General features: G+C 59.7%; 21 protein-coding genes. 12 read left to right on the top strand and 9 right to left on the bottom strand.

Features of this window, described 5'->3' with window-relative positions; all coding sequences use genetic code 11:
* The first annotated feature begins 32 nt into the window (after nt 1-32).
* The 7 genes from ACSQ3Z_RS09495 (at nt 33) to ACSQ3Z_RS09465 (ending at nt 7,606) form a co-directional block, all read left to right on the top strand.
* Nucleotides 33-989: a sugar phosphate isomerase/epimerase family protein gene (locus ACSQ3Z_RS09495; protein ID WP_436171028.1), complete on the top strand. Its 957-nt coding sequence runs from the start codon at nt 33-35 to the stop codon at nt 987-989.
* Between the two features lie 267 nt (nt 990-1,256).
* Entirely contained in the window at nt 1,257-2,135 is an 879-nt protein-coding gene (locus ACSQ3Z_RS09490; protein ID WP_436171027.1) for an ABC transporter permease, read from the top strand.
* A 2-nt stretch (nt 2,136-2,137) separates the two neighbouring features.
* Entirely contained in the window at nt 2,138-2,941 is an 804-nt protein-coding gene (locus ACSQ3Z_RS09485) for an ABC transporter permease (protein ID WP_436171026.1), read from the top strand.
* Nucleotides 2,938-4,023 carry an ABC transporter ATP-binding protein gene (locus tag ACSQ3Z_RS09480; RefSeq protein ID WP_436171025.1) on the top strand — a complete coding sequence of 362 codons (1,086 nt, stop codon included), beginning with the start codon at nt 2,938-2,940 and terminating at the stop codon, nt 4,021-4,023. The genes ACSQ3Z_RS09485 and ACSQ3Z_RS09480 overlap by 4 nt, the downstream gene beginning before the upstream one ends.
* 159 nt (nt 4,024-4,182) lie before the next feature.
* Nucleotides 4,183-5,322 carry an ABC transporter substrate-binding protein gene (locus ACSQ3Z_RS09475; protein ID WP_436171024.1) on the top strand — a complete coding sequence of 380 codons (1,140 nt, stop codon included), beginning with the start codon at nt 4,183-4,185 and terminating at the stop codon, nt 5,320-5,322.
* A gap of 120 nt (nt 5,323-5,442) precedes the next feature.
* A complete protein-coding gene (locus ACSQ3Z_RS09470) occupies nt 5,443-7,056 on the top strand; it encodes a GMC family oxidoreductase (RefSeq protein WP_436171023.1) in 1,614 nt (537 codons plus the stop codon).
* A 16-nt stretch (nt 7,057-7,072) separates the two neighbouring features.
* Nucleotides 7,073-7,606, top strand: a complete 534-nt coding sequence (locus tag ACSQ3Z_RS09465) for a VOC family protein (protein WP_436171022.1) — start codon at nt 7,073-7,075, stop codon at nt 7,604-7,606.
* Between the two features lie 62 nt (nt 7,607-7,668).
* Here ACSQ3Z_RS09465 and ACSQ3Z_RS09460 read toward each other — a convergent pair whose 3' ends face one another.
* From ACSQ3Z_RS09460 to ACSQ3Z_RS09435, 6 genes are all read right to left on the bottom strand, one after another.
* Complete coding sequence (locus ACSQ3Z_RS09460; protein ID WP_436171021.1) at nt 7,669-8,466, bottom strand: SDR family NAD(P)-dependent oxidoreductase; 798 nt, start codon at nt 8,464-8,466, stop codon at nt 7,669-7,671.
* Between the two features lie 55 nt (nt 8,467-8,521).
* Nucleotides 8,522-9,286, bottom strand: coding sequence for an SDR family oxidoreductase (locus ACSQ3Z_RS09455; protein ID WP_436171878.1), 765 nt, complete (start codon nt 9,284-9,286; stop codon nt 8,522-8,524).
* A 17-nt stretch (nt 9,287-9,303) separates the two neighbouring features.
* Nucleotides 9,304-10,212 carry an aminotransferase class IV gene (locus ACSQ3Z_RS09450; RefSeq protein WP_436171020.1) on the bottom strand — a complete coding sequence of 303 codons (909 nt, stop codon included), beginning with the start codon at nt 10,210-10,212 and terminating at the stop codon, nt 9,304-9,306.
* 70 nt (nt 10,213-10,282) lie between these two features.
* On the bottom strand, nt 10,283-12,097 hold the full coding sequence (locus ACSQ3Z_RS09445) for a hydantoinase B/oxoprolinase family protein (RefSeq protein ID WP_436171019.1): 1,815 nt from the start codon (nt 12,095-12,097) through the stop codon (nt 10,283-10,285).
* A gap of 14 nt (nt 12,098-12,111) precedes the next feature.
* On the bottom strand, nt 12,112-14,214 hold the full coding sequence (locus ACSQ3Z_RS09440; RefSeq protein ID WP_436171018.1) for a hydantoinase/oxoprolinase family protein: 2,103 nt from the start codon (nt 14,212-14,214) through the stop codon (nt 12,112-12,114).
* 83 nt (nt 14,215-14,297) lie between these two features.
* Nucleotides 14,298-15,413 (bottom strand): LacI family DNA-binding transcriptional regulator, encoded by a 1,116-nt coding sequence (locus ACSQ3Z_RS09435; protein ID WP_436171017.1) that lies wholly within the window; start codon nt 15,411-15,413, stop codon nt 14,298-14,300.
* 466 nt (nt 15,414-15,879) lie between these two features.
* Between ACSQ3Z_RS09435 and ACSQ3Z_RS09430 the strand changes: the two genes are divergently transcribed.
* The 3 genes from ACSQ3Z_RS09430 (at nt 15,880) to ACSQ3Z_RS09420 (ending at nt 19,470) form a co-directional block, all read left to right on the top strand.
* Entirely contained in the window at nt 15,880-16,809 is a 930-nt protein-coding gene (locus ACSQ3Z_RS09430) for a sugar ABC transporter substrate-binding protein (RefSeq protein WP_436171016.1), read from the top strand.
* Nucleotides 16,810-16,882: 73 nt separating this feature from the next.
* Entirely contained in the window at nt 16,883-18,421 is a 1,539-nt protein-coding gene (locus ACSQ3Z_RS09425; protein WP_436171015.1) for a sugar ABC transporter ATP-binding protein, read from the top strand.
* A 23-nt stretch (nt 18,422-18,444) separates the two neighbouring features.
* Complete coding sequence (locus tag ACSQ3Z_RS09420) at nt 18,445-19,470, top strand: ABC transporter permease (RefSeq protein WP_436171014.1); 1,026 nt, start codon at nt 18,445-18,447, stop codon at nt 19,468-19,470.
* A gap of 442 nt (nt 19,471-19,912) precedes the next feature.
* On the opposite strand, the gene ACSQ3Z_RS09415 is transcribed toward ACSQ3Z_RS09420, so the two are convergent.
* A complete protein-coding gene (locus ACSQ3Z_RS09415) occupies nt 19,913-20,698 on the bottom strand; it encodes a DeoR/GlpR family DNA-binding transcription regulator (RefSeq protein WP_436171877.1) in 786 nt (261 codons plus the stop codon).
* 982 nt (nt 20,699-21,680) lie between these two features.
* Here ACSQ3Z_RS09415 and ACSQ3Z_RS09410 point away from each other — a divergent pair.
* Entirely contained in the window at nt 21,681-21,947 is a 267-nt protein-coding gene (locus ACSQ3Z_RS09410) for a hypothetical protein (protein ID WP_436171013.1), read from the top strand.
* Between the two features lie 400 nt (nt 21,948-22,347).
* The gene (locus ACSQ3Z_RS09405; protein ID WP_436171012.1) at nt 22,348-23,508 is read left to right on the top strand and encodes an IS30 family transposase; all 1,161 of its coding nucleotides are present in this window, start codon (nt 22,348-22,350) and stop codon (nt 23,506-23,508) included.
* A 151-nt stretch (nt 23,509-23,659) separates the two neighbouring features.
* Here ACSQ3Z_RS09405 and ACSQ3Z_RS09400 read toward each other — a convergent pair whose 3' ends face one another.
* Nucleotides 23,660-24,058 carry an LVIVD repeat-containing protein gene (locus ACSQ3Z_RS09400; protein WP_436171011.1) on the bottom strand — a complete coding sequence of 133 codons (399 nt, stop codon included), beginning with the start codon at nt 24,056-24,058 and terminating at the stop codon, nt 23,660-23,662.
* 159 nt (nt 24,059-24,217) lie between these two features.
* Nucleotides 24,218-24,493 carry a class II aldolase/adducin family protein gene (locus tag ACSQ3Z_RS09395; RefSeq protein ID WP_436171010.1) on the bottom strand — a complete coding sequence of 92 codons (276 nt, stop codon included), beginning with the start codon at nt 24,491-24,493 and terminating at the stop codon, nt 24,218-24,220.
* Between the last annotated feature and the right edge of the window lie 315 nt (nt 24,494-24,808).

The following is a 24,808-nucleotide window of genomic DNA, read 5'->3' as shown; positions in this document are numbered from 1 at the left end:
ACGCGGCCAAAGCGTCAAACACACTCGCCAATATGTTCGCCACGAAATTGCCGAAGCGTGCGCAGCCGTGTCAATTGGCGCGGGTCCGGCAGAGTGCCGAACGTCCGGTCAGAAGGAGTGCGATCTTGGTAGGCACCGTCAACTCGACCATGATGCCGTTTTCCAACGTGGCGCATTTGCCCTTCGAGGAAAAACTGCGCGCTACGCGGTTGGCCGGATTCGGCGAACTTTCGCTGATGCCCCTGGACGTCGAGCGCCTGCTGGAAGGCGGCATGAGTTTTGCCGAGATGAAGTCCCGCGCGACCGACCAGGGCGTCTCGATCACCCGGCTCGATCCGCTCAACACCTGGCCGCGCATCTGGCGTCCCGACAACATGGACGAAGCCTATATCCGCACTGTCGACACGACGCCGGACGCCTTCTTTCGGCTGACCGATGGACTGGGTTGCACGCATATGAGTCTGAATGCCACGTTCCCGTTGAATGCCATGTCGATCGACGAGATCACCCAGCATTACGTCGCTATCTGCCGTCGCGCCGCGGCGCACGGAGTCACCTGCGATCTTGAATTCATTCCGCTTTGGGGCGTGCCGACGCTGGACATGGCCTGGCAAATCGTCAGCGCCGCGGACCAGCCGAATTCCGGTCTGGTTTTCGATGTCTGGCATTTCGTGCGGAGCCGCTCGAAGCTCGACACCCTTCGCCAGCTTCCCGGCAGCATGATCCACTGCTTGCAGCTGAATGACGGACCGCTCGACCTTCCTGCCGGGGTCTCCATCAAGGATGACTGCTACAACAGGCTATTTCCCGGGGACGGCGACTTTCCCAACGCGGAGATCATCCGGATCCTGGCCCAAGGCGGCGGCCTGAACCAGGTCGGACCGGAGGTCTTTTCCCCGATGCTGGTGGCCATGTCGACCCAAGAGGTCGCGGCTAAATCCGCGACGTCGATCGCTGCCGCTCTCGATGCGGCCGACGTGAACGTCTGACGGCTTCTCTGTCCCAGCGCTGATGCTCGATTTGGAAGCGATACTTCGCGCATCGTGCGCAACATCGCTTCATGAAACCCTGTCGTGCGAAATTGTTAACCGGCCCGAAACTGCGGACTATCACCTGGCAAGAGCAGGCGACGGGTCGATCGATCTGACGACCTGCCGACGGGAACCACGAAGGCGCCGTTGATCGGCGCGGACAGCAGCGGACAGAGCTGGCTTGAACGGGCGGGCGATGGACGAAGCTTTGCGGGAGTGCTGCGAATGAGCCTTTCACGCACGAGGACGGGAGCGTTGCTGGCCACGCCAGCGATACTCTACATGCTCGTCTTCTTCGTCGTGCCGAGCCTGATCCTGTTCGCCTATAGTTTCTGGTCGTCTGCGTCCTACAGGATCGTGCCGGACTTTCAGTTCCAGAACTATCTTGGCTCGCTGGCCTCGCCGGTCTTCTGGAAGGTCACCTTCAACGCCATCCGCATCGGCCTCTTCACCGCCGCGATCACGCTGATCCTGTCGATCCCGGTCAGCTACTACCTGGTTTATGTCAGCCGTTCGCAGACGATCCTCTATCTCATCCTTATCACCTGGTTCTCGAGCTATCTGGTGCGCATCTACGCCTGGCGCACGCTGCTTGGCACGAGTGGCGTGCTCAACACCGTACTCCTGCAGCTCGGTGTCATCGATCACCCGGTCTCGGCTTTCCTGTTCAGCCCCTTCGCGGTGACGATCACGCTGGTTCATATCTACCTGCCGTTCTGCATCCTGCTGGTCGTGTCCTCGCTGAGCGAGATCAAGCGCGACCTGGTCGATGCGGCGCGTGACCTGGGTACGTCGTCGATTGGCGCATTCTTCAAGGTCATTGCGCCCAACGCGGCCAACGGCCTGGTCGGCGCCTTCATGCTGACCTTCATCCTTGTTGCTGGCGACTATGTGACGCCGCAGATGCTGGGGGGCTCGTCGGGACAAACCACAGGCCTCCTAATCGCCGACCAGTTCCGCAAGACCGGCAACTGGCCGCTCGGCGCGGCGCAGGCTTTCCTGATGTTCGGTGTCTCGATCATCCTCTACGTCGTCATCACGGTGCTTGGCCGCGCCACGGGCCTGATCGTCAAGCGGCGAGCGAAAACCGAACGGGAGATCTGACTGTGCTGTTGCGGATCATCGTCTGGACCATCCTGGCCTTCCTGCTCGCCCCGCTGTTGATCATCGTGCTGTTCTCGTTCCACGCTTCGCCAGCGCTGTCCTTCCCCTTTGCCGGATTTTCGCTGCGTTGGTACGAGGAGCTGTTCGGCAATGCGCAACTGGCTTCTGCGGTCATCAAGAGCCTGACGATCGCCCTCCTCACGGCGCTGGTGACCCTACTGCTTGGCGCCACGGCGTCGCTGGCCTGGCTGCGCTTCGGCCGCGCCGGCCGCGGCATGATCGAGGCGCTGACCGTGACGCCGATCGCGCTGCCGGGCCTGTTCGTCGGCGTCTCCCTGCTCGTACTCTTCGCGCAGTCGGGCACCCAGCTCTCGACCGCCACGATCGTGATCGCCCATGTCGTCATCGCGATCCCGATCCTGATCGTGGCGATGAAGGCGCGACTGGCGCTGTTTGACCCCTCGCTGGAGGAGGCCGCGCGTGACCTCGGCGCCTCGCAGTTGCAGACCTTTGCCCGCGTTACCCTGCCGTTGATCGCGCCGACCCTGATCGCGTCCTCGATCCTGGCTTTTGCCGTGTCTTTCGATGAGTTCGTGGTCACCTCCTTCGTCGCCGGCACGGAAACGACCCTGCCCATGTACATCTGGTCGATGATGCGCCGCACGGTGACGCCACTCGTCAACGCCATCTCGACACTCGCCCTCTTCTTCTCGATCGCAATCCTGGTTGCGTCCTGGGTGATCGGTCAGGCGCGCCGGCGCTCTGCGATCGCCGGCCGCCTCGAACAGTTGGAACCTTTGCCATGACCAATCCCAAGACGATCATCGAAATCCGCGATGGCAAGAAAGTCTTCGGCAATTTTACTGCGTTGACCGACATTAATATCTCGATCCGCCAAGGCGAGATCCTGACGCTGCTCGGACCTTCCGGTTGCGGCAAGACCACGCTGATGCGCTTGATCGCCGGCTTCGAAACGCTGACCTCGGGCACCATCGGCATCGACGGCAGCGATTGCGCCGGTACGCCGCCGGAACGCCGCCCCGTGAACATGGTTTTCCAGCGTTATGCGCTCTTTCCTCATCTCGACGTCTTCGAAAACGTCGCTTTTGGCCTGAAGGTCAAGGGCATGCCCAAGGCCGAGGTCAAGGAGAGGGTCAGCCGGATGCTGCACATCGTGCAGCTCGACAATTTCGCCAACCGCTACATCGACGAGATCAGCGGCGGCCAGAGCCAGCGCGTGGCGCTGGCGCGTGCCCTGGTCAACGGCCCCAAGGTGCTCCTGCTGGACGAACCGCTGGCGGCGCTCGACCTCAAGATCCGCCAGCACATGCTGGCCGAGATGAAGCGCATCCACACCGAGACAGGAGCCACCTTCGTCTATGTCACCCATGATCAGGACGAGGCGATGATCCTGTCGGACCGCGTCGTCCTGATGGAAAAGGGCCGCATCGTGCAGATCGACCGGCCCGAGGACATGTATGCCAAGCCGAAATCGCTGTTTGCCGCGAAATTCCTCGGCGAGACAAACCTGTTCGATGCGACCGTCAGCGCAGTCAACGGCATTGGCACCACCGCGGTCACGCCTGCCGGTATCCCCTTCCTCGGCGCCGAGACCGCGGATCGCCACGTATCGGAACGCATTACTGTCTCCATTCGCCCGGAATCCTTGAGTTTCCAGGGCGGTGAGACGGCAGCTCAATCGGCCGAAGGCACAGTCGTGGATGTCGTCTTCATCGGCAGCCGCTCGTTCTACACCGTGCGTCTCGACGACCAGTCCCCGGTCCGCATCCAGGTGCAGCGCAACGGTCGCCTTGCGTTACCGTCGATTGGCGACCGTACCCGCGTCTACTGGGACTCGGCCAGCGTCGTCATGCTCCCGCACACCTGATGCGGCGCCAGAACTTGTGCATCTCCGACGAGGGCTTTCGCACACTGACGCACACAACGCGCCATGAAGCGCCGGCATTCGGCACCATGCGAAATTGTTTCTCGCGAGCACAGCCAACACAATCAAGCTCTTAACGGATCTCAAAAGGGGAATTCGACAATGAGAAAAATCTGGTCCACCGACGAAGTCATGCAATTCGCAACAAGCCGCCGATCATTCCTTGGCGGCGCAACGGCGCTAGCCGGCGGCGCGATGCTCGCGCCTTTCATTCCCAATCTGGCGCATGCCGCCTCAGGCGATCTACAGATCATGGCCTGGGAAGGCTGGGAGCTGACCGACGAGCTTGCCGACTGGATTTCCAAGAACAATCTTAACGTCGAGGTCTCGGCCATGGGCAACCAGGACGACGTAACCACGAAGTTCAGCGTGCCGAACCCACCGCCTTTCGACGCTGCCGAATACAACCAGGGCTATGCCGACCTTTATCTCGATGTGCTGAAGATCACCAAGCCGCTCGACAAGTCCAAGCTGCCGAACTACAGCGCCGACAACCTTTTCGACGTCTTCTACGACAAGCCGACCTGGTTCCGGAACGGCGAACTGCACGGCGTACCCTACGCCTGGGGCCTGAACACTATCGTCTACAATCCAAAGATGATGGAAAAACCGACCTCCTACGAGGATCTCCTGAAGCCGGAACTGAAGGGCAAGATCGTGCTGGTCGACGACACGCTGGTTACCTGGCCCGTCGCGGCGGTGCTGGCGGGTTTCACGACATTTCCGAACCTCACCAAGGACGAGATGGCCAAGACCTTCGAGCATCTGAAGCTCTATCGCGATCAGGCCCGCACCATCAGCCTAACCTATGGCGACGTGGTGTCGCTGATGGTGTCCGGCGAGGTCGCTGCCTGCTTCGCCGGCTGGACCGGCATCCCGACCGAGACCGCCAAGCAGAATGTCGAGACGATCTATACCATCCCCAAGGAAGGCGCCGCGACCTGGTGCGACGCCTGGTTCATGCCGCCTGGAGCCGACAACGAAGACGCTGCCTATGAGTTCTTCAACCAAGCGATTTCACCGGAGGTTCAGGCCAAGGTCGTCACCCGCAATGCAGCCGGTGTCGTCTCATCGAAGGCTGTCAACCTGCTGCCGCCCGAGACCAAGGCACTGTTCGACTATTCCGATGTCGAAGGCATCTTCAAGGCCGCGCCGCTTCTCGGCATTCCGCCGCTCCAGTCGAACCAATATGCGACGTACGCCGACTGGGTCGCCGCCTGGAACGAATTCAAGGCGGGCTGACGCCTCTGACACATCCAACCAGAGGGGCGCATCCTCCCAGCGCTGCTCTGCGAGGCGGCAGCCGTGCGTGTGCGGCTGCCGCCCTCTTACCGCACAGCTTGTGCAACAGAGGCAGCACCAATGCCAGACTACATCGTCATTGGCGGCGGCTCCGCCGGCTGCGTAGCCGCTTCGCGGCTGTCGGAGGATGCTGGAAGTTCCGTGCTCCTGCTGGAGGAAGGGCCTGAAGATCGGGCCATTGAAATCCATCTGCCTGTGATGGTCTACAAGACCGCGACCGGCAACCTCTTGCAGCGGTTTGAACAGGAGCCGACCGCCGAGAACCCAAGGACGACGCCGCCGACTATGGTGCAGGCGCGCGTGCTGGGCGGCGGCAGTTCCGTCAATGCCATGCTCTACATACGTGGCATTCCGTCGGACTATGACGGCTGGGCCGATCAGGGTGCCGAGGGCTGGACTTACAAGGACGTGCTGCCCTTCTTTCTGCGCGCCGAGGACAACGACACGTTGGCGGGCGAGGCGCATGCATCGGACGGGCCGCTGAAGGTATCGTCTCCGCAATATGTCAGCCCGTTGACGAGGACCTGGCTCAAGGCCTGCCAGCAGGCGGGGATACCCTATGTCGCCGATTTCAACGCCGGAGAGCAGGCTGGCTCGGGTCTTTACCAGATCACGGCGCGCAACGGCCGCCGCGCCAGCGCCGCGGTCTGCTATCTGAAGCCGGCGCGCAGGCGACCGAACCTCAAGGTGCAGACTGGCGCCCGAGCTACGCGCATCCTGGTCGAGAACAATCGCATCGTCGGGGTTGAGTACCTCCAAGGTGGACACACACTCGTTGCACGTGCCGAGTGTGAAGTGATATTGTCGGCAGGCGCGATCAACTCGCCTCGCCTGCTGCTGCTTTCAGGCATCGGCCCGGCCGCGCATCTGAAGAAGATCGGCGTACCCGTCGTGCACGATCTTCCCGGTGTCGGACGCGGTCTGCAGGATCATGTGGATTGCTACCTGATCTATGAGCTGAACGGCCCCCACGGCTACGACAAGTACAAGAAGCTGCATTGGAAGGCGTGGGCTGGACTTCAATACGCGCTGTTTCGGCAGGGACCTGTCTGCTCCAACATCATTGAGGGCGGCGCCTTCTGGTGGAGCAATGCCGACGATCCGCACCCCGACCTGCAGTATGCCTTCCTTGCCGGTTCGGGCGTCGAGGAAGGTGTGGCGACGGTCGAAAGCGGCCATGGATGCACGCTCAATGTGTGTCAGACACGGCCGCGGTCGCGTGGATTCGTCGAGTTGCGTTCGCCCGATCCGTTCGCACCTCCACGAATCGTGCCGAACTACCTGTCTGACCCGTACGACCTCGACACGATGGCCGAGGGGGTACGGCTCGGCCAAGAGATCATGGGGCAGCCGGCGTTGAAGCCGATCGTCAAGCGCGAGCAATATCCTGGACGGTTGATGCGCTCGAAGGACGACTATCGCGACTACGTCAAGTCCATGGCGCAGGGCGCGCTGCATCCGACCGGCACCTGCCGGATCGGCAGGGATCGCATGGCGGTGGTCGACAGCGAGTTGCGACTGCACGGCATCGATGGCCTGCGCGTCGCGGACGCCTCGGTCATGCCGAGCGTGCCTTCAGGCAATACCAACGCGCCATCGATCATGGTCGGCGAACGCGTCGCCGACTTCATACGTCGCCGCCGCAACCGCACTGAACCGAGACTAGTTTCTTAATGCAGGAGGCAACAAAATGAGCGACAGAAAAGGAATGCCGGGGTTGGCCGCCATGGACCATATCGGCCTTGTGGTGCCCGACATGAAGCAGGCGATCGCCTTCTTCCGAGATGTCATCGGCTGCGACTTCATCTATTCCGGCGGCTCGATGAAGGACGACAGCGGCACCTTTATGCAGGACAAGATGAACATCCATCCGCGCGCCAACATGAAGGAAGTCGTCTTCATGCGTTGCGGCAACGGCAGCAACATCGAGCTGTTCGACTTCGAGGCGCCCGACCAGAAGCGGGTCTATCCGAGGAACAGCGGTATCGGCGGCTACCACCTTTGCTTCTATGTCGAGGATATCAAGGCCGCCGCCGGCTATCTGACAAGCAAAGGCGTCAAGGTCTTCGACCGGCCCGAACTCGAAAAGCAAGGACCGGGAGCCGGCGAATCCTGGGTTTATTTCGAGGCACCGTGGGGGTTGCAGATGGAACTGATCAGCTATCCAGACGGCAAGGCCTACGAGACGGATGCGCCAAAGCTCCTCTGGAAACCAAGTCGGTAGCGGACGCCCGCAGCATTTGAGATATCCACTGTTCGCGGGGCGCCGCGAACAGTGGATAGGTCCTAGATCCAGCCGCCGTCCACGATAAATTCTTGCGACGTGCACAACGCACTATCATCAGCGGCCAGAAACAACGCCATCGCTGCGATATCGTCGGGTTGGATTCGCGTTGGAATTGCCTGCAGGGCGTCAATGCGGGCGTCTCCTTCGGGCGTGAGGTGTTCGCGCCTCTGTCTTTCCGTCATCACCCATCCCGGAAGAAGCGTGTTGACCCGGATGTTGAAAGGACCGAGGTCACGGGCCAGGCCCTTTGTCAGACCATGCGCGCCAGCCTTGGCGGTCATGTATGCGGGGAAGTTCGACCCTATGCGGGTGCTCACTGATCCAAAGTTGATGATCGACCCGCCGCCGAGACGCTTCATCTGCGGGATGACGGCCTGTGCAGCAAAGAACATCGGCCGCTGGTTGATCGCCATCCTGTTGTCCCAATATTCAACCGTGACATCCTCGATCTTGTGCCGTGTGTCATTGGCGGCATTGTTGACCAGGACCGAGACGTCACCAAGATCTCGCCCGACATGCTCTATTGCCATCTGGAGCGCGGGGATATCGCGGACGTCGCATTCGATGAACACAGGCGGATATACGTGCTCGCTCAGCGACGTCACGAGCGCCTCGGACAAGGATTTCTCGATATCCACGAAGGCAACCTTGGCGCCTTGCCAGGAAAATCTTTGGACAAGCGCTGCGCCGATGCCAGAGCCGCCTCCGGTGATGAAGACGACTTTGCCCTCGAGCGATGGGTAAGAGGCCGAGTATGACCGAGAATGAACTGCCTGCATTTTGAATTCCGCTTTCATTTTTGGATGGTGGGGGAGCAAGTCAGACAGGCAGCCCCGAGGTGACGTCACGCGCTCAAACCGTCACGGTGATGCCACCATCAACGAAGAGCGTGTGACCGTTGATGAACGAGGAAGCTCGGCTGGCAAGAAACACTGCAGCCCCGATGAGTTCTTCAACATTGCCCCATCGACCGGCAGGTGTGCGCTTCTCCAGCCACGCGGAAAACTCGGGATCCCGAACGAGCGCATCGTTGAGCGGCGTTTTGAAATAGCCAGGGGCGATGGCGTTGACCTGCAAGCCATATTTTGCCCAGTCCGCACACATGCCTCGGGTCAGATTCCTGACCGCCCCTTTTGTCGCGGTGTAAGGCGCGATGCCCGCACGAGCCAGTTCGCTCTGGACTGAGCCGATATTGATGATCTTCCCGCTGCCGCGGCTGATCATGCCCTTCGCCACGGCTTTGCTCATATGAAAAATGCTGGAGAGATTGGTACGCAGAAGCTCGTCCCATTTGTCTTCCGGAAAATCCTGCAATGCTGTTCGATGCTGCATGCCGGCGTTGTTGATGAGGATGTCGATCGGGCCGATCGATTTTTCAATTTCATGGACCCCTTGCCGAGCCGCTGGGGCATCTGTCACGTCGAAGGCCGCCACCTTGACCGACAGGCCGTTGTTGATCAGACTTTTGGCGGCGTCCGTCAGTTGCTGTTCGCGGCGACCGTTCAGGACGACACAGGCGCCGTGCTCGGCCAGGCCGCGGGCGAGAGCCAGGCCGATGCCCTGGCCCGAGCCCGTAACCAAGGCGATTTTGCCTTTGAGGGTGAAAAGCGATTGCACCGGCACGCCGCTCTCGATCACGAAGCGTAGGACACCGGCGTCGCGTGCCAGCCGTCCTTCCGCTTCTCCCAAAAGGCCGCTCTCAGTTGCGCGGAGATCGGACCCGGGCGGTCGTTCCCCAGGATCCTTTTTCCAAGACGGCTTACCGGCATGATGCCGCCGGCCGTAGTCGAGAAAAAGATCTCGTCGGCGCCTTCGAATTCGCTCCGGGAGATATCCCGGACCTCACAACGAATTCCAAATTCGTCGCACAGTTCGATTACTGTTTTTCGAGTGATGCCCTCGAGCGCACCATGTTTCGGCGTGGCGACCTTGCCATCGATGACGGCGAAGACATTGAAACCCGGGCCTTCGGTTACGTTTCCATCGCGATCCAGCAAAATGCAGGTTTCAGCGCCTTGATCGTGCGCCTCGAAGTTCCCGCGCGTCAGATCGCCCCAATGAAAATTCTTGATCGTCGGATCGAGTGACTCCGGCGCGATCCGTTGGGGAGATGCGATCATGGCGTGCACGCCACGTTCCTGCTGCTCAGGCGTGAACACCCACACCCAAGGCATGGCATGGCAAATCAAATAACTGCGGCCGTTGACGGGATGAAGCGGCACGCCGCGCGGCGGGCGGGAGCGCACACAGTCCATCGCCACATAGGCCTCGCGCAACCCGGTGCGCCGCACCAGTTCGGCGAGAATATTCTTGATCTCTTCGTCGCTTTCCTTCGGATTCATCCGCAACTTCGTCATCGAGGTGCGAAAGCGTTTGACATGATCGTCAAGGCGGAAGAATGCGCCGTAGTAGACGCCCGCGACATCGTAGGTAACGTCGGACCGGCGGTAGCCCCATTCGGTGATACCGAGCTTGGCATCCTTGAGAGGCATGAATTCACCATCAATGTAGGCCGCGCCAGCGGACCAATCGACGTTTGTCATCGTAGTTCTCCTTGATCTGAATCGTGCCCGCTGTCGGGCAGCCTGACAAAAAACTGGGGTATCGGGCGGGCTAAACGGCTACCGCCAGTTCGCTCCGGCCGGCGCGCAGGATGCGTGTCTGGACGATGTCCAATTCAAGATTGTCGTCTTCGCGGGACCCCTTGACCGCTACTCCGTAGACGTCCCGTGCGCGCTGCACGCTGATCCACCCCTCGGCAAGATCGTGCAGCACCCGTGCCGGGTCGCGTTCCCGGGGCGAACCATATCCACCGCCGCCTGCGGAGTGAGAGATCATATGCTCGCCTGGCTGCAGCGTGACCCCGTAGCAGGGGGGAAGATCGACGACCGAGCCATCGGCCCTGCGCATTGCCGCTCTGGATACACCGCCGGCGCCACCGCCGCGGGCGCCTGCGGCAGGCGTGATGGTACCATCGGCGGTGTAGAGGACGGTCAGGGAGTTTCCGCCCCACGGCCCGTACTCGCTATAGACCGACGGTGCGCCGCGAAACGTGCCCGCCCCTTCGGTGTCGTCGAGGATATGGCGATCGTGGACGATGATTGGATGGTGGAGCTCATCGACTTCAACGCTGTCGATATGGCACATGCCCGCGTTACCGGCATGGATCATGGTTAGAAAGCCGTCGGTGACCGGCGTGCCGGCGCCGCCGCTGATACCGATGTGGACCTGGTTGATGAAGGGCTCGTCATCGTTGTAGGGGTCGCGCCCGGAAATGACACCCATTCCTGGAGGCTGGATCGGACCGGTAGCGGCTTGCCCAAAGCCAAGCGAAAGCTCCGCTATCGCGCGCTGCACCGGATTGGTGACGTGGTCGGCGAGATTGGTCGTCGCCACCGAGCAGGACGCCGGATGCCTCGGGATGCCAACGCAGCAGTTTTCGCGAACCCGAATGTCAATGCGTCGAAAGCTGCCCGCATTGGCGGTGACATGGTGATCGAGGATGCCGTTGAAAATCCCGATCATCGCCGCGCTTTTGGCGGTTGCCTCCGTAAGATTGAGGCCACAGGGCTGGCAATCGGGATTGTCGCGCAGATCGACGATGATCCTGGCCTCGGCCGTATCAACCTCAACGTCCACCTTGACGGGAATGCCGTCCGGGATGCCGGGGAACGGGTCGTGAGCAGACACCAAAACGACCCGTCCTGAAGACAATCTCCTGATTGCCTCAATCATCTTTTGTTCGGAATAGTCAAACCAGCGATCGGCATAGCCTTCAAGCATATGCCAGCCGATCTCGCGGCCGAGGTTGAGCAGTTCGCGTTCGCCGATGCGGACAGATCCCAGGCTTGCAAGAAAATCGCCCCACCATTGGTCCGGAACCCGGATACGGGCCTGACACATGCGCACGATGTCGTGGTTGGTCTCGTAGTCTTCCTGTATCTTCGTCGCAGAAAAAATCAGGGCCCCCTCTTCGTACAGGTCCTTTACGTCGGCCAGATAGCTGGAAGGGCGGGAATTGCCGCAGTCCGCCTGATGTGCCTTGGCCAGCACGAAGAAGCGCAGGATGCCTTCGTCGTCGATGACCGGGACGATCATGCAGTGGTCGGCCGCGTGGGAGTTTCCCTCATATGGACTATTGTGAAGGAAGCAGTCGCCACGCTTGAGCACGGGATGGTGCTTGAGGACCGCCTGGCACATCAAGTCAGGGCCGATGAGGGTGTGGTTCGGCAGACTTTCCGCAGCCGCCAGAAGCTTGCAGTCAGCAGTCAGAACCACACATGAGAAATCATGGGCCGTGTTGAGGATACCGGAGCGAGCGGTTCGGAAGAGAGTATTCTGCATCTTGCGGGCGATGGTCTCCATACGGCTGGAAATCATCGCCATCTGAACGCCGTCCGGCGCCGTCTTCAAAGTTTGCTCAGACATGTGTAAGCGCCTCCTTAGAATGTCACACGCAGGCCACCGCTGGCCGTACGTTCTGCCACTGTGCCCGGATCGACCACGACGGTCGTGAACGAAGATTCGATGATGGCAGGGCCGGCAACCGGTTCACCCGGCTGCATGGCCTCGTAGCGATGAACCGCGACATCGCTCCAGCCGAGTTCAGAGAAGTAGACTGGCCGCTTTGCGCGACCGCCGGCAAAATCGCCTTCGGGAGGGAGCGTGCCTGTAGCCCGATCATTCAGCCTGCATCTGACCTTGGCGCGCCAGGTCACGAATTCGACATGGGAATTGCGGTCGCTGATTTCGAAAATACGCTGGTGGGTGTCATGGAAGGCATCCGTGACCTGCTTCAAATCTCCTTCGCTCTTCACCTGATCAAGCGGGAGAGGAACGTCGATTTCCCAGATCTGATGCGGATACCGCGCCTCTACGGAATACTCGATGTGGCAGTCGAGGGACCCGGCGCCGGGTCCTTCCGCGAACTCAAGGCATCGCTTCCGCAGGCCCGCCAGAACCTCGTTGACCTTGTCGTCCGCAAATCTGGCGCTGGTTGTAAACTGCAGTTGCGCATAGTCCGATGAAAGCTCCGACATCAGGGCCCCGGCAGCGCTCATCACGGCACCTGCTTCGGGGATGAGGACACCAGCACATTGAAGGCGCCTGGCAACCGCTACTGCGTTGAGCCCGGCGGCGCCACCGCCGCCGATCATAACCGCCGAGGTGGGATCAATGCCTTGGTTGACCGTGATCTCCTCGATCGCTCCAACCATCTTTTCGGTTGAAAGCCTCAACACAGCGGCAGCGGCTTCCTCAACTTTGATGCCGAGCGGCTGGGCGACCTTCATGTGCAATTGCCGGGTCGCCCCCTCCCGGTCGAGGACCATGGCGCCACCCAGGAAGAAGTCCGGATCGATATAGCCCAGGATCAAGGCGCAGTCCGTGACGGTAGGTTCGGTTCCACCGCGGCCGTATGCTACCGGCCCCGGGGTCGAACCCGCGCTCTGTGGACCGACCTGCAGAATTCCGCCATTGTCGACCCATGCGATCGAGCCGCCTCCGGCGCCGATGCTCTTGATGTCGACAGATGGAAAGCCGGTCATATGGCCGCGCGTGCGCTGGCCAATCCACGTCTCGCGGCTCCAGGGGATGCGCCCGTCGCGCACCAGGCTGACGTCAAAGGTGGTTCCACCCGTGTCCGCGACAATCGCGACGGCGTTGCCGAAATCGCGTTGTGCGTAGTAGCGGCCTGCAACGGACGCCATCGCCGGTCCTGAATTGATCGAGTGGATCGGAGCACGTGCAACTGTCGTCGCATCCATGATGCCGCCACTTGAAGTAACCATCAGTGTGCGACCGTGGAAACCGGCGTCTCGCAACCTGTTGGTCAAGCCATCGAGATAATCAAACATCAGCGGTTTGAGCGAGGCATCAATGACGGTCGCGGAAGCTCGACGATATTCGCGCAGGGTTGGATTCAACTGGTGCGAGAGCGTGTATGGAACATCCGGCAGATGCTCCTTAAGCAGTTCTCCGATACGCCGCTCATGAACGGGATTGACGACCGACCACAGCAGGCAAACGCCAACGGCTTCAATTTTCAGCGCCTGCAGTTTCTTGATTGTCGCGATGAAGTCGGTTTCGTCCAGTCCCTCGATGATATTGCCGCGAGCATCGACGCGTTCATCCACCTCGAACGTATACCGCCGAGGCACATAGGGTTCAGGGTAAGCGACCGTAAAGTTGAAAGGTTCAATGCGTCCGCCCTCGCGCACGACCAGGATGTCACGATGACCTTTGGTCGTGATGAAGGCTGTTTTCGCCGTCTTGCCGGTGATGATCGCGTTGATAGCCCGGGTGGTGCCGTGGACGAACATTGCGCCGCGGTTCAGGAAATCCCCGAGCTCCAGTCGGTAGTGTTTGGCCGCGAGATCCAAGGCATCGAGCACGCCGCGCACCGGGTCATCAGGCGTCGTCGACGCTTTGAACAGTCTGATCTCGTTGCCGTCTTCAACGACAAGGTCGGTGAAAGTGCCACCGGTGTCGCACGCCATCCTGAGACGATGTGCACTGGATCTGGTCTGGGTGGCGTGGGTGTCCATAAGGCAAACCTCTTTCGTGCCGGCGCGGATGAATCCGGCCGGATATTCTGGGGTTGTTGGAAGAAGGGCGCTGTTTGGGGCTGCTATTCCAATTGTCGCTTCCGGACACGCGTGGCAGCCTCTTCCTGTGGCTTCGCGCATGTGTCTCGAATGACGAGTTCGGGCAGAAAAATCGTGTCGGAGCCGGCGTTGGCCGGCGACGCATTCGGTTTGAGAACACGCTCGACGGTAGCGCTGGCCATCGCCTCGATAGGCTGACGTATGGTCGTCAGTGCAGGAAATGACAGCTGGCTGATCCAGGCATCGTCCACGCCAATAATCGAAATGTCCTTTGGAACGGCAATGCCGGCGGAACGGAAACTCGCCAGCAACCCCAGGGCGATCATGTCGTTGAACGCGATAATGGCCGTGGGCCTGGGCGACAGCGCCGCCACATCGGAAGCGGCGTCGCGACCGACCTCGACCATCTGGGCGTCTGCGATATCAAGCGCGCTTTGGTGACGCTCGAGCACGACAGCCTGACTGTCGTCGAGTTCGTGGTCCTTCATTGCTTTCTTGAAACCGGACAACCGCATCACCCGGCTGTGGGTGATGAGGGGATCGGTCACATAGGCTATCCGGCGATGACCGAGAGCAAACAGATGCTCCACAGCCATTCCGATTGCAGCCTCGTGATCGAGATTGACCGTATCGAGCCGAGCAAGCTTCAAATCGAGCCTGTTGGCGTCCACGGCAACGATCGAAAGATCGCTCCACGCCGAGTAGTATCCCCGCCTGGTGTTCAGGGGTGCGATGGTGATGAGGTCGGCAACGCCGATGGCAGCCAGATTGTCCAAAAACTCTTTCTCGAGCTTCGGATCGCGCATGGTGTTGCACAGATGAACCCGGTAACCCGCCTTCACCGCAGCCTGTTCTATCGAGAACACCATCTGCCCGTTGAAGGGGTTGACGATGCTGGGCACGACAAGGGCGATTACCTTGGCCTTGCCAGTCTTTAGTTGGCGCGCTGCCTGGTTCGGTCGGAAGTCGAGCTCGGCAATTGCCGTCGCAATGCGCGTCCGGGTCTCCGCACCCAGCCGGTGGAATCGATTGTTCATGTAATTCGAGACGCTGCTCACCGATACGCTTGCCGCTTTCGCGACGTCCTGAATGGTGGCGCGGTCCGCGGCATCTGTGGGCGATCCACTCTTCGGCGGCATGACGTTCAAATCTCCCAAGGTCCCAGAGCCCCTCATTCTACGACTCCCGCGGGAGAACGAAACCTCGATGGTTGCGAGTCCGGCCCCGCAGCTTTGCGATCGAGAAAGTTGGTAAAACGGTACACTAAAAATTCTCTGTGTCAATCGGAGTCGATCTATGGGGCGTCGCCGGTTCATACCGCTGGTATTGTGAGATTTGCAGGAGGCACTTGATTCTGATGGGGGGCAAACTCGTCAAGTGGCAGTTGACAGGTGAAAAAAATCTAGTGTATCGTTTTACCTACTGTAAGCAAGCCGAAGAGCTTCGCAGCAGGCTTAGCGGCGCCAGACATGTTTCGCACAGGGCAACGCCACGCCTGAAACTTGCACGATCGTTTTTTGCGATGCCGCCGCTAGTCCGACGGGTACCGGGGCGAAGTCGGCAATGACAAAACTTTCAATCATCAAAAACCGACGGAGACGGAACATGAAAAAGATTTTGCTTGCTGCCGCTTGCCTAACGCTACTCGGTGTCCCTGTTCAGGCTGAAACCATCGGCTTCAGCATGCAGCGGTTCGACGACAATTTTCTTGCGATTCTTCGCAGCGGCCTGGAGGCACACGCCAAAGACCTTGGGAACGTGACCTTGTTGATCGAGGATGCGCAGGGCGACATCGCCCGGCAGCAAAGCCAGATCGACAATTTCATTGCTGCCAAGGTCGATGGGATGATCGTGATTCCGGTCGAGGCCGACGCTGGCGTCGCGATGTCGAAGACTGCCGACAAGGCTGGAATCCCTCTGGTCTTCGCCAACAATCAGCCGTCCAATGTCGATGAGCTGCCAGAAAGGCAGGCCTTCGTTGGGTCCGACCAGATCCAGGCAGGCAGCCTGGAGGCGCGCGAGGTGTGTCGCCTGCTCGGCGGCAAGGGCAAGGCCGTGATTCTGATGGGCGAGCTCGGAACCCTGGTTGCGCGTGGCCGCACCGAGGCGGTGCACGAGGTCTTCAAGTCCGACGAATGCAAGGGCATCGAAATCGTCGAAGAGCAGACGGCGACCTGGTCGCGCACGCAAGCGCTCGACCTGACCACAAACTGGCTGTCGGCGGGGCTCAACTTCAACGCTGTCATCGCAAACAATGACGAGATGGCGCTCGGTGCGCTTCAGGCCATCAAGGCAAGCGGCGGAGCAACCAGCGATTACGTCATTGCCGGCATCGATGCGACGCAGGACGCCTTAACGGCCATGAAGTCGGGCGACCTCAAGGTGACCGTTTTCCAGGATGCCATCAGCCAGGGAAAAGGTGCGCTCGACACGGTTCTAAAGCTGGCGCGAGGCGAAAAGACCGACAGGAAGGTCTTCACGACGCTCGAACTCGTCACCAAGGACAACATGGACAAGTACCTGAACAGGAATTGATCGCCAGCATCGCGCGCCGGTCATTTATCGGCGCGCGGACTGTTCCGTTCGATCTGGATTGGGGACCACTTCCATGCAGACCACAGTCGCCGTTACGCCACCCCCACCCGGCATTGAGGAGAAGCGTCAGCCCTGCCTGCTGAGCGTGACCGGGATCAGCAAGTCGTTTCCGGGCGTGGTGGCGCTTGACGATGTGAGCTTTCAACTCAGGCGAGGCACCGTCCACGCACTCATGGGCGAGAACGGCGCGGGGAAATCCACGCTGATGAAGATCCTGGCGGGAATATATCAGCCCGATGCGGGAGAGATCCGCCTAGACGGCGTTTCCGCCCAGTTCAAGACGCCGCTCGACGCGCTGGTGCAGGGGGTCGGCATGATCCATCAGGAGTTGAACCTGATGCCCTCGATGACGGTCGCGGAAAACATCTGGATCGGCAGAGAGCCACGCAATCGATTTGGGATCGTCGACCATCGGCGCATGAATCGCCTGTCGCGAGATCTTCTGACGGAGCTGAAAATCAACCTCGATCCAGAGATGGAAGTGCGCCATCTGTCGATCGCCAGCAGGCAGATGGTGGAAATCGCCAAGGCAGTTTCCTACCGCTCTCGCGTCCTGATCATGGACGAGCCCACCTCGGCGCTGACAGAGCGCGAGTCGGCCCACCTTTTCGAGATAATAGACGACCTGAGGACCCAGGGCATCGGCATCGTCTACATCTCGCATAAGATGAACGAGATATTCGAGATCGCCGACGAAATCTCCGTTTTTCGTGACGGCAAGTATATCGGCACCCATCCAGCGGCCGCCACCAACCGAGACGAGATCATCCGCATGATGGTCGGCAGGGACATTTCGAAAATGTTTCCGAAAGAGAACGTGCCGACCGACGATATCTTGCTTTCGGTTCGGGACCTCACTTTGCGCGGCGTCTTCTCGGGGGTCTCTTTCGATCTGCGGGCGGGCGAAATACTGGGCCTTGCCGGCCTGATCGGGTCGGGGCGGTCCAACGTTGCCGAGACGATCTTCGGAGTGACGCCCGCCACCAGCGGCGAGATATGGATAAAGGGGCAACGCGTCGCTCTAAAGTCGCCGCGCGATGCGATCGCCAACGGAATGGCCTTTCTGACAGAAGACAGAGAACAAAGCGGCTGTTTTCTCGTCCTCGACATCCTCGAGAACATGCAGGTTGCCGCTCTTCAAAGCCAATTCGTCAAAGCCGGTTTCGTCCAAAGCAAGGTGATTGCCGCAGCATGCAGCGAGATGAGCACGACCTTGCGCGTCAAGAGCTCCGGGATCCACACCACAGTCGAAAACCTCTCGGGCGGCAACCAGCAAAAGGTGCTGATCGGGCGCTGGCTTTTGACCAAACCGGGCATCCTCATCCTCGACGAGCCGACACGCGGCATCGACGTTGCTGCCAAAGCCGAGATTCACGCGCTGGTGTCATCGCTCGCCAGCGCGGGCGCGGGCGTCATTCTGATCTCCTCGGAGATGCCGGAGATCCTTGGAATGAGCGATCGGATCATGGTGATGCATGAAGGAAAGATCACCGGCGTTCTGGATCGTGATGAGGCGACGCAGGTCAAAATAATGGAACTCGCTTCGAAGTAAGCGAGGAATAGAGGAACTGTACGATGGGAAAAGACACAACAGCCGCCGCTGTTCCTGGGTACCGTGGCAGCTTTGGCGGTTGGCGAAAACCTCAGGAACTCAATATTTTCCTGGTCCTGGTGGGGATCGTTCTTCTGTGCGAGGTGTGCGGTTGGCTTTTGATCGGGCAGAGTTTCGTCTGGAATCCGCAGCGCCTCACGATCACCATCCTCCAGGTGTCTGTGGTCGGGATTATCGCAATCGGCGTGACACAGGTCATCATTACCGGGGGGATCGACCTGTCTTCCGGGTCCGTCGTGGCGGCAAGCGCGATGATGGCGGCTGGGTTTGCCCAATCTGCGGAATGGTCGAAGGCTCTCTATCCATCACTGACCGATTTGCCCGCTATCTTCCCGATCGCCATCGGCATCCTGATCGGTTTGGTTGCAGGCATAGTCAACGGCGTTTTTGTTGCCTATGCGCGAATCCCGCCGTTCATCGCAACGCTTGGAATGATGGTTTCGGCAAGGGGCATTTCGAAATGGTATACAAAAGGCCAGCCTATTTCGGGACTGACCGATCAATTCACCGCCATCGGCTCGTCTGCGTGGCCGGTGTTTGTTTTCATTGTCGTTGCCATAGTCTTCCATGTCGCGCTCCGTTACACCCGATACGGCAAGTACACCTACGCCATTGGCGCTAACGTCCAGGCAGCGCGGGTCTCCGGCATAGATGTCGAAAGGCATCTGGTGAAGGTCTACGCGATCGCCGGAATGCTCGCCGGGCTCGCCGGCATCGTCACCGCGGCGCGCGCGCAGACGGCGCAATCGGGCATGGGATATATGTATGAGCTCGATGCGATTGCCGCAGCCGTGATCGGCGGAACGTCGCTTGCCGGCGGGGTGGGCCGGATAGGGGGTACCGTTATCGGCGTCGTAATCCTGGGCGTGATGTCGTCGGGCTTCACGTTTCTGCGGGTCGACGCCTACTACCAGGAAATCGTCAAGGGCCTGATCATCGTTACGGCCGTGACCATTGATGTCTACCGGAATCGGCAGAAGGGCTCCTAGACTGAGCCCACGTTCGAAGGGCGTCCATCTCCAAAAATACAACAAACAGCCGTTCAGATAAAACTCACCAAGGCAGGGAAGTTCCGCAAGCGCAGACAGACCTCAGGTCAATCCCGTAAAATTTCATCGATGGATCGAAAATGCGAATCAAAGCGCTGGACAGCTTGACATTGCGTCATTTGGACATCGGCTTGTTCACCGGATGCATACCTCAAAGATGGCGATATTTGGCTAGGGTTCACGAAGTTGCTCGTCGCCTTGTTGACAAACATGGGGCGAGCCACGCGTCCGATCTTGTAAAACGGGCCGCTGCCAGAGCGTCGGGGAGGCGCGGGGCGATCCTGCGGGCCGTCGCAGAGTCAGTGAGCGATTTGATACGGTTGGACATTTTTTACCATTGATTGGCTGATTTGAGCTGTCCGCAATCACTCACAGATGGGCGTCAGGTAGCCTGTATCGTTTCAACCTTCATAGCCGATGCTCTGACTACGTGGACGCCGCAACGCTCGAAAGCGGCAGCCTCTTGGACGCCGAGACCGTGCTCCGCCACCAACGTGTAGCCTTCGTCACCTCCTACGACAGCGAACGGGGCCGTGGTGCCAAGTTTCTCGAGAGTGGCAGCGACCACGATCGAACGACTCGCCCTCGCCACCGCCCGCATCATTTCCGCTTCCTCAAAACTGAAAGCCGTTATTCCTGCTTCTGCGTCAACGCCGCACGCGCCAAGAAAACATATGTCGGTATGAATGGACTCGACGTCCCTGATTGCTCTTCCACCCAGAATAGCTCCGCTTCTTTGGTCAAGGCGCCCACCGATAACAATGACCTCGATGTTCGATCGGTCGGCGATCGCCCCCACGACGACGATCGAGTTCGTCACCACGGTGATGTTGTTGTCGTTCGATAGTGCCATCGCCACAGCAGCATTTGTCGAGCCCGCATCAACGAAGATCGTGCTGCCGGGAGGGACAAGTTTGGCTGCCGCCATGCCTAAAATCGCATTCCGGTTAGCAAGACTTGTGTGTAGTTTCACAGTTGGGACCGACCCTGGGGAAATCGGCAAGGCGCCGCCATACACCCGCCGGCACAGCCCCGCCGCAGCCATTTCTCTCAGATCACGCCTGATTGTGTCTTCGGATACTCCGAGTTCCTGCGCCAATTCGGCTGCGATCACCCGCCCCCGCGCGCTTAGACGGCCCTTTATGAGAGACTGACGCTCCCCCAGCAATAGGTAGGACAAAACTTCCTCACTTCACGCACAAATCGGCATAAACGTGAACCGCGCGAAGAAAAGTGTCAATGTATTTACAGCATCCGGCTCCCTATGCCTGCTCGGTTGGCGCTGTAAACGTTGCAAGGCGGCAGGACATCCCGCCCCGGACGAGGCCCGATCCAGGTGTACCGCTTGCCGCGCGGAGTTCCGCACTCTATGACCGTGTAGGCGCTGGGCTATTCGACTACCAATTCGGGTGCTCTTTTCGCCGAGTAAACCTGAATACTCTGTGGCCTTCATGACCGCTTCGAATCGCGCGGCTCAATGCTCGTACGCCCGCGCGGTGTTGGTTCCAGAAACTGTGACGGCCGCTGCCTGGTTTGCAGGAAAAGGACTAGAGGATACTGCAAGACCTCTGTGCGACAGACAAATCACAGATACCGATCCACTCCGATGGTTGTCTGCAGGGATATCCCACCTGTCGCAGCAGTCGAAACGGAGAGGCGATCCGCAATTTAATCGAGGTGCTCGAAGCCTGTGGGTGGCTGCAAGAAGCGGTTGCCAACGCAAATACAGGTGATTTGTCAGGGGCGCTGTTCTCTATGCGCTCGGGCCGCTGATGCAAACGTTTTGCCTCAACTATAACGAGGCGATTAGATCTTGGTTCGGCGCGCATTCGGGCTTGAGCGCCGCTTGCCGATCGCGCTGCAATTCGTCACGTTTGATGCCGCACAGGCAGCTGGTCTTAAGAAGGCCCCTTCCCTTCCTCCAACGATCGCGTCCACGATGGATGCCTTCCACGCGAAAATGAGCTCAAGGACCCCGCGTTCACCTATCGCGTCGCGTTCGTGCCGAAGCTCGGCAGCAAGGCGAGCAAATCAGACACCGCCGTCGAATTTATCAAGCCGAATTCAGATGAAGCGCGGGCGATCAATGCTGTACTGCTCAAGGAGGTCGACACAAGGCGCGCTATACTGCCGGGCAGGTAGTCGATTCGATGCACGCCGAAGGATATCCGAAGTTCAACCAAGCGGCGTACACTGCGCTATGGAAGGAACTGGATGCGAAGGACCCGGCAAAGGGGTTCGGCAAGGCTGGTGACTACAAGAACACGTGGGTCTGGTTCGACAGCTGGCTCGCCCGCGTGCGCGCGCATTGCCAAGAGAATGCCAGCAAATACGTGACTGCTGTGAGCGTCCGCTTCTGGGAAACACTGCCACTGGCCCGAACGACTGCCATGAGGCGCAAAGCTGCCATTTGGTAGAAGACAATGCGATCGGCGAGGAGCTGGACCACCTCTTGAATCGAAACTGGCGAACCGCCTCTTAAGTTATTGATAGATAAAGATCATGTTGGTCGCTGAGGGTCAACGTTTTCTACACAAAATCAATACGTTAGCGGCTGGTTCGCCAACCCATATCTCTCGTATGATCTCGCATGGTCTGGCGAACCCGAGAATCGAAAGGAGGAATGACGACAGATCGCCATCCAACTTCATTTCCAAGTGACAATTGTCTCTAATCAATTCGGCTGTTTCAAAATTTCTCAGGATGTGCCCTACAAGAGCGACGTCCAGAAACTCAGCGCCGGATGACCGGTTTCGCCGGTGGGCTCAATCGCTGAGGGCAACACACTAGTCTTTCATCAAAGATGGAGTGTGGGCCATGAAGCAGCGACGTCGCATCTATTATTCTGCTGCCCAGCGATCGGAGATCTGGGATCGGTGGCAGGCTGGCGAGTCGATGAAGTCGATTGGGCGGCGGTTTGATCGGGCGTCATCATCGGTGTTCTCGGTGATCTCCCCAGCCGGCGGCATTCTCCCAGCCGAGCGGCGACGGGCGCCCAAGGCGCTCAGTCTGGGCGAGCGGGAGGAGATATTCCGAGGGCTCAGTACGCGGTGCTCTTTGCGTTCGATCGCCCACACACTGGGTCGATCGCCGTCCACGATCAGTCGTGAGGTCCTTCGCAATGGCGGGCCTGATCGGTATAGAGCAGCACGTTCCGATCACGCCGCTTGGGATCGGGCCCTGCGCCCCAAGCTGTGCAAGCTGGCTTGCTGTCCGTCCCTAGCCCGGACAGTATCGGTCAAGCTGCAGCGGAAATGGTCGCCAGAGCAGATTGCCGGCTGGCTCAAGCGCACCTACCCAGGGGAGCCGCATAATCAGGTGTCGCACGAAACGATCTATCGCAGCCTGTTCATCCAGGCACGTGGAGTGCTGAAAAAGGAACTGCTGGAGCATCTTAGAGCCAGGCGCACGATCCGCCGTTCCCGGCACGCCAGCATGAAGCGGAGTGGGTTGGGCCAGATCAAGGATGCAATCTCCATCAGCGAACGGCCCGCCACCGTCGAAGATCGAGCAGTTCCCGGCCACTGGGAGGGCGACCTCATCGGCGGGTCCAAGAACAGCTACGTGGCGACGCTGGTCGAGCGTCACTCGCGCTATGTGATGCTGATCAAGGTCGCCAACAAAGATACCGAAAGCGTCGTCTCAGCCCTAATCAAGCAGTCGCAGAAATTGCCCGGGGAACTCTATCAATCGCTGACGTGGGACCGAGGCAAAGAGCTTGCCGACCACCAGCGGCTGACACTGGCCACGGATGTCGAGGTCTACTTCTGCGATCCTCGATCACCCTGGCAGCGCGGCTCGAATGAAAACACCAACCGACTGCTGCGCCAATATCTGCCACGTGGTACCGACCTGTCCCTGCACAGCCAGGCAAAGCTCAGCGCCATCGCGCGGCAGCTCAACGAACGCCCCAGAAAGACCTTGCTCTATCAGACCCCAGCGGAGAAGTTCGCTGAGTGTGTTGCAGCGATCGGTTGAACCCGCCCCCATTTCGGTCATTCCGCCGGCCTTGCGATCCTCCCGAAGCGGACATCGCAGGAAACAACGCCACAGCTTGCTTCGGCGACGTGAGCAGCGCGATCGTGAGTATTTTTGGCGCAACATCGCGGTCTTGTTCCGAGCGACCACGCTATGCGAACAATAGCGGCTCGATAATGCTGACGCCCCTGACCCTATCGACAAGGTAGATCAGGCCACGATCATCCAGCGTTACGTCGTTGGATGACGGTCGACGTTCACCTAGCGCAGGTTCTGGCACGAAATGACCGACCTCTTTCGGTAAGAAGGGATCGGCAAAATCGACCAGTCGCAGCCCCTGCGCAAACCATGCGAAAGGCACGACCGTTCCTTTAAGTCGCTCGGATGGCTGATGGCAGCCGGTCATGTGAGGTTGGGGACTGCCATCGCGATCCAGCCCCGGCACCTGAAATGTCGAGATCGGCACGGGATGCATCTCGTCGGTGATGTCAAAGGTCCAGCTGAATGCGGGCGGCGTGGGCCAAAGTTCGGCCACATCCTCATCGGCCACGATGAGGATGCGCCTGCCCTTGATCGTCTCGATTGCGACACAGAATATGGGATCAGCCTTCCGTCAGGCTATTCCCGGCAAGCTCAAGCTGATGCTGCCAGAAGTCCCAGGTTCGCGACGAAAACCCACCGACGCGAGAGCAGAGAGCGCCTGCATGCTCTATTTCACCCGGCGACAGGGCGGCAACTGTTCCCAACGCGTGGCAGCCGATTGTGCCTCGGCATTGCGGCAGGCGTATACGGCGCGAAAGACGAGGTCCGGCAGATCGGCCCCGACAAAGGTGGCTCCGTGCCGTTTCATCAACACGACCGAATTCTGGCCAAGTGCCCGCGCCAGCGAACGCCCCTCTTCCGGTTTGACCACCAGCAAGGTCGTATCCCCAAACTCGTCCTGCTGATCCCAGAACGGAACATGCGCCCCGATCGTCGCTCCCATCAGGAAGCCCGCAAGCGCGAGGCGATGGAAGAAGAAAAGCGAAGCCTTTACGCAGCCGGTAAGCTAAGCCTCGATGTCAACGAGATGCGCGAGCGCTTGCAGCGCAAGGGCCTCATCTACGAGTAATGACCGCCTTGCCCGGCGCGCGACTGATAAAATCGGCGATCCAGGCGCGCCTGCGCGACCCCGCCGAACCGTTTCGAGGCGGTTGCCTGGCCATAGACGGTGGCTACCACCTTGATATCGGGTATTCCAGGGCATCGTCGTCATCTTCGTGCTGGCGCTGGCCGGACGCCAGGCCTTGACGCGGCGCGC

This window comes from Mesorhizobium sp. LjNodule214 (assembly GCF_964252735.1).
Classification (GTDB): domain Bacteria; phylum Pseudomonadota; class Alphaproteobacteria; order Rhizobiales; family Rhizobiaceae; genus Mesorhizobium.
Note: the sequence above shows the minus strand (reverse complement) of the source record. Positions and strands in the feature narration are given on the sequence as shown.

What these genes read in the sequence shown, in the direction of transcription:
- ACSQ3Z_RS09495 (WP_436171028.1), top strand. Translation starts at nt 33, where the DNA reads ATGTTCGCCACGAAATTGCCGAAGCGTGCGCAGCCGTGTCAATTGGCG.
- ACSQ3Z_RS09490 (WP_436171027.1), top strand. Translation starts at nt 1,257, where the DNA reads ATGAGCCTTTCACGCACGAGGACGGGAGCGTTGCTGGCCACGCCAGCG.
- ACSQ3Z_RS09480 (WP_436171025.1), top strand. Translation starts at nt 2,938, where the DNA reads ATGACCAATCCCAAGACGATCATCGAAATCCGCGATGGCAAGAAAGTC.
- ACSQ3Z_RS09475 (WP_436171024.1), top strand. Translation starts at nt 4,183, where the DNA reads ATGAGAAAAATCTGGTCCACCGACGAAGTCATGCAATTCGCAACAAGC.
- ACSQ3Z_RS09470 (WP_436171023.1), top strand. Translation starts at nt 5,443, where the DNA reads ATGCCAGACTACATCGTCATTGGCGGCGGCTCCGCCGGCTGCGTAGCC.
- ACSQ3Z_RS09465 (WP_436171022.1), top strand. Translation starts at nt 7,073, where the DNA reads ATGAGCGACAGAAAAGGAATGCCGGGGTTGGCCGCCATGGACCATATC.
- ACSQ3Z_RS09460 (WP_436171021.1), bottom strand. Translation starts at nt 8,466, where the DNA reads ATGAAAGCGGAATTCAAAATGCAGGCAGTTCATTCTCGGTCATACTCG.
- ACSQ3Z_RS09450 (WP_436171020.1), bottom strand. Translation starts at nt 10,212, where the DNA reads ATGACAAACGTCGATTGGTCCGCTGGCGCGGCCTACATTGATGGTGAA.
- ACSQ3Z_RS09445 (WP_436171019.1), bottom strand. Translation starts at nt 12,097, where the DNA reads ATGTCTGAGCAAACTTTGAAGACGGCGCCGGACGGCGTTCAGATGGCG.
- ACSQ3Z_RS09440 (WP_436171018.1), bottom strand. Translation starts at nt 14,214, where the DNA reads ATGGACACCCACGCCACCCAGACCAGATCCAGTGCACATCGTCTCAGG.
- ACSQ3Z_RS09435 (WP_436171017.1), bottom strand. Translation starts at nt 15,413, where the DNA reads ATGCCGCCGAAGAGTGGATCGCCCACAGATGCCGCGGACCGCGCCACC.
- ACSQ3Z_RS09430 (WP_436171016.1), top strand. Translation starts at nt 15,880, where the DNA reads ATGAAAAAGATTTTGCTTGCTGCCGCTTGCCTAACGCTACTCGGTGTC.
- ACSQ3Z_RS09425 (WP_436171015.1), top strand. Translation starts at nt 16,883, where the DNA reads ATGCAGACCACAGTCGCCGTTACGCCACCCCCACCCGGCATTGAGGAG.
- ACSQ3Z_RS09420 (WP_436171014.1), top strand. Translation starts at nt 18,445, where the DNA reads ATGGGAAAAGACACAACAGCCGCCGCTGTTCCTGGGTACCGTGGCAGC.
- ACSQ3Z_RS09410 (WP_436171013.1), top strand. Translation starts at nt 21,681, where the DNA reads ATGCACGCCGAAGGATATCCGAAGTTCAACCAAGCGGCGTACACTGCG.
- ACSQ3Z_RS09405 (WP_436171012.1), top strand. Translation starts at nt 22,348, where the DNA reads ATGAAGCAGCGACGTCGCATCTATTATTCTGCTGCCCAGCGATCGGAG.
- ACSQ3Z_RS09395 (WP_436171010.1), bottom strand. Translation starts at nt 24,493, where the DNA reads ATGGGAGCGACGATCGGGGCGCATGTTCCGTTCTGGGATCAGCAGGAC.